Below are 4,042 nucleotides of genomic sequence, written 5' to 3' on the forward strand. Positions count from 1 at the left end.
GTCAATGATCTTTGTGTCGCCCGACGGTGAACGCTCAATGAACACTTATCTGGGGATTTCTTCCGAGCTGAGTTCGGAGGATGTTCCCCAAGACGCCGCCGGCAAGGCCCGGATCATGTTTCTGGAGGGTTATCTGTTCGACAAAGACAAGGGCAAGACCGCCTTCATGGAAGCGGCCCGCAAGTGCCGCGAGGGCGGCGGCCGGGTCGGCCTCTCGATTTCCGACCCGTTCTGCGTTGAACGGCACCGGGACAGCTTCCTGAGCCTGATCGGAAACGAACTGGACTTTGTGATCGGCAATCAGGACGAGATATGCGCGCTGTTTGAAACCGATGATCTGGAAGCGGCTATGGCCAAGACCGCCGCGATCTGCCCGCTGGTGGTCTGCACCCGATCCAGCGACGGGGTAACAGTGCTGAATGACGGCGTGCGCATCGATGTCCCGGTCGAAGCCATTGTGCCTGTGGATGCCACCGGCGCGGGCGACCAGTTTGCCGCCGGGTTCCTGTTCGGCATGGCCACCGGCCGCAGCATGGAAATCTGTGCCCGGATGGGCTGCGTCTGCGCCGGCGAAGTGATCCGCCACATCGGCCCGCGCCCGGAAACCAATGTGCTGCACCTGCTGGAAGAGGCCGGACTGGCCTGATTTCAGCGTCCTGCTCCCGCCGTCGAACCAGCGCCTGACGGTGCTGTCTCTCCCGTCGGGCGCAGGACGCAAGGGCGCCAGCCCGCGCAGCCTCCTTGCATCAGCACTATTGGTTTTTCGAGTTTCTTGACGTCAGCTGTTTGCGGCCGCCTGCGCTTTGCTCAAAAGCTCTTTGAAGGTCTCGACCTCCTGCGTTTCCAACCCCTCCAACAGCTGGGCTTGAGTCTGCACATGTGCAGTTACCGCCCGGTCAACCAGGGCCAGACCTTCCTCTGTCAGACCCACCAGAAAGCTGCGGCTGTCCTCCGGGTTCACCTCGCGCTTGACCAGACCGTCCGCTTCCAGCCGGTCGATCCGGTTGGTCATCGTGCCTGAGGCCACCATGGTTGCCTTCAGCAAATCCCCCGGCGACAGCGTGTAAGGCGCTCCTGACCGGCGCAGCGTGGCCAGAACATCGAATTTGGCCGCATTCAGCCCGAACTCCGCAAAGGTCGCATGCATTCCGCGCTGATACGCCAGGTACAGCCGCGCCACCCGGCCGATCACGCCCATGGCCGTGACATCAAGGTCCGGCCGCTCCCGTTCCCATTGCTGGGTGATAAAATCCACATGGTCCATGGCAAACGGTTTAGGCGATTGCATCTTGACGTCAAGATAAAATCCATTATCTCGATGTCAAGATAAGGAGAGAGACATGCCCATCCAGACCCTTCTACTGACCGCGCTTGCCCCTGCCGTCTGGGGCAGCAGCTACATTGTGACGACAACCCTTCTGCCCGGCCATTCGCCGCTGGTGGTGGCCTTGCTGCGGGCGCTGCCTGCCGGGCTCTTGCTGCTGCTGCTGGTGCGCCGGCTGCCGCCGCTGAACTGGCTGCCGCGCCTTGCGGTGCTGGGGGCGCTGAATTTCTCGCTGTTCTGGGTGCTGCTGTTTGTGTCCGCCTACCGCCTGCCGGGCGGAGTTGCCGCCACGCTGGGTGCGGTGCAGCCGTTGATCGTGGTGTTTCTGTCAGCCCTGCTGCTGAAAACACAGATCCGCGCCGCCGCCATTGCCGCCGCCCTGCTAAGCATCGCGGGCGTTGCCCTTTTGGTGCTGACCCCTGCGGCCGAACTCGACACATTGGGCGTTCTGGCCGGCCTTGGCGGGGCGCTGTCGATGGCCGGCGGTGTGGTTCTGAGCCGCAAATGGCAGCCGCCGGTGCCGCCGCTCACCTTCACTGCCTGGCAGTTGACCGCAGGCGGGCTGCTGCTGGTGCCGGCGACGCTGTGGATGGTGCCGGAGATCCCCGTTTTCACCGCGGCCAACATCGCCGGCCTAGCCTACATGAGCCTGATTGGCGGTGCGCTGACCTATATCCTGTGGTTCCGCGGCCTGGCCCGGATCGAACCCTCGCAGGTGTCGCTGCTCGGAGTGCTCAGCCCGCTGTCAGCAGTGATCCTGGGCTGGCTGCTGCTGGCCGAGAGCCTGACACCCAACCAGATGCTGGGCGCCGTACTGGCCCTGTTCAGCCTGTGGCTTGGCCAGTCCCGGCTGCGCCTGCGCGCCAAACCGCCCGCAACTCCGGCGGAGTAACCAAAGTCACCGCGGCATTGCAGGCTCGCACGCCTTGCCGCGGTGACAATCCAGAACCTGTCGCCGCACTTCGGGCGTATCGGCAAATACAAACCCGCCACAGGCATTGGCCCGGATAACCAACTCCTGCCCGCGCTGTTCGGCAAAGAACACCTGCCCCCCCCCCGTGGCCATGCCGCCGCACCAGGGGCCAAGGCATTCCACCTCCAGCACTGCCTGCACGTTGATCCGTTTGGAGAAATACCTGCCGTCCAGCATCTTGCCCGACAGCTGCGCCGGGATGCGGGTCAGCTGCGGTGTGTCATTGGGATTGTCCGTATGGGATTGTGGCAGCAGGCTTTCGTCGAAACGCAGCTCGCCCGCGATGATATTGTAGACGCTGTCCGACTTCGCGGCCTGCAGATAGGCATCTGCCGGTCCCCAAGGAAGGCAGCTGAGGGCGGCAGCAGAGTTGGCGAAAATTGTCACAACCATGGCTGCGATCAGAACGCTTAGGGCGGCGCCTGACCTTGGGGAGGTGCAAAGCGCATTCCCGCGGGGAAAGTCAGGCGCCGCCCGGCCTTTCGGCCGGACTGAACAGCTTAAGAGAAGCCGGCGCGATCCCATCTCACAAATACTCCCTGAACTCAGCTACCACCCGTGCATAAACCTCGCGCTTGAAAGGCACGATCTTCTCCACCAGCTGCTCCACTGGCTGCCAGCACCAGGCCGAAAACTCCGGGTGATCCGTCTCGATATTGACCTGATCATCGCGGCCCTGAAACCGCATCAGATACCACTTCTGCTCCTGCCCCCGGTACTTGCCGCCCCAGAACTTGGGCACCACGTCCTGCGGCAGGTCATAGGGCAGCCAGCCATCGCTCTCGGCGATGATCTCGACCAGCTCCGGCGCCACGCCGGTTTCCTCTTCCAGTTCGCGCAAGGCCGCCGCGCGCGGGTCCTCGCCGGCATCAATCCCGCCTTGCGGCATCTGCCAGGCGTCCTTGTAACGGTCCTTGCGCTGGCCGACAAAAACCGCGCCATCTGCATTGATCAGCATCACCCCGACATTGGGGCGGTAGGGCAGCTTGGCAATTTCTTCCGGCGTCATCTGGCTCTCCTCGGCATGCGTTGCACAACCTTAGACCGCTTGCCGCGGGGGCACGCAAGGGGGTGACGCGGCGTTTGCCCGTGACAAGGCGGCCCGCGCCCACGATCCTAGGCGCAACTGCCAGGGAGAGTTTCAGATGACTGCGTACCCCAACATGCTTGCCCCGCTGGATCTGGGCTTTACCACGCTGAAGAACCGGGTGCTGATGGGTTCGATGCACACCGGGCTGGAGGAAACCGGCGACTGGAACCGGGTGGCGGAGTTTTATGCCGCCCGCGCCCGCGGCGGTGTGGCGCTGATGGTCACCGGCGGCATCGGCCCGAATCTGGAAGGTTCGGTGCTGCCGGGCGCCTCGATGATGGCCTCTGCCAAAGATGTCGAGAAGCACCTCATTGTGACGGACCGAGTGCATCAGGCAGGCGGAAAAATCGCCATGCAGATCCTGCACGCAGGCCGCTATGCCTATGGCCCGAAATGCGTCGGCCCCAGCCCGGTGAAATCGCCGATCTCTCCCTTTCCACCGAATGAGCTGGACGAAGACGGCATCGAAAAGCAGATCGCAGACATCGTCAACGCCGCCCGCCTGGCGCAGGAAGCGGGCTATGACGGGGTCGAGATCATGGGATCCGAGGGTTATTTCCTCAACCAGTTTCTGGTCACCCGCACCAACAAACGGACCGACCGCTGGGGCGGGTCTTATGAAAACCGGATGCGTTTGCCCATCGAAGTGGTGCGC

The 4,042-nt window shown here is 63.2% G+C and carries 5 protein-coding genes and 1 pseudogene; 3 read left to right on the top strand and 3 right to left on the bottom strand.

The features are described from left to right. The coding region (locus A2I95_RS27015) for an adenosine kinase (RefSeq protein WP_291734875.1) at positions 1-646 on the top strand (646 nt) is incomplete at its 5' end. 132 nt (positions 647-778) lie between these two features. On the opposite strand, the gene A2I95_RS27020 is transcribed toward A2I95_RS27015, so the two are convergent. After that, the gene (locus A2I95_RS27020; RefSeq protein WP_027257477.1) at positions 779-1,264 is read right to left on the bottom strand and encodes a MarR family winged helix-turn-helix transcriptional regulator; all 486 of its coding nucleotides are present in this window, start codon (positions 1,262-1,264) and stop codon (positions 779-781) included. 76 nt (positions 1,265-1,340) lie between these two features. Between A2I95_RS27020 and A2I95_RS27025 the strand changes: the two genes are divergently transcribed. Further along, positions 1,341-2,216 carry an EamA family transporter gene (locus A2I95_RS27025; protein ID WP_027257476.1) on the top strand — a complete coding sequence of 292 codons (876 nt, stop codon included), beginning with the start codon at positions 1,341-1,343 and terminating at the stop codon, positions 2,214-2,216. A gap of 6 nt (positions 2,217-2,222) precedes the next feature. On the opposite strand, the gene A2I95_RS27030 is transcribed toward A2I95_RS27025, so the two are convergent. Both A2I95_RS27030 and A2I95_RS27035 read right to left on the bottom strand, forming a co-directional pair. Continuing rightward, a complete protein-coding gene (locus A2I95_RS27030) occupies positions 2,223-2,690 on the bottom strand; it encodes a hypothetical protein (protein ID WP_291734877.1) in 468 nt (155 codons plus the stop codon). Between the two features lie 133 nt (positions 2,691-2,823). Then, entirely contained in the window at positions 2,824-3,306 is a 483-nt protein-coding gene (locus A2I95_RS27035) for an RNA pyrophosphohydrolase (RefSeq protein WP_027257474.1), read from the bottom strand. A gap of 136 nt (positions 3,307-3,442) precedes the next feature. Between A2I95_RS27035 and fadH the strand changes: the two are divergent. Continuing rightward, positions 3,443-4,042 (top strand): annotated as a pseudogene (gene fadH / locus A2I95_RS27040) (NADPH-dependent 2,4-dienoyl-CoA reductase); the annotation flags it as partial.

Source organism: Leisingera sp. F5 (assembly GCF_001593695.1).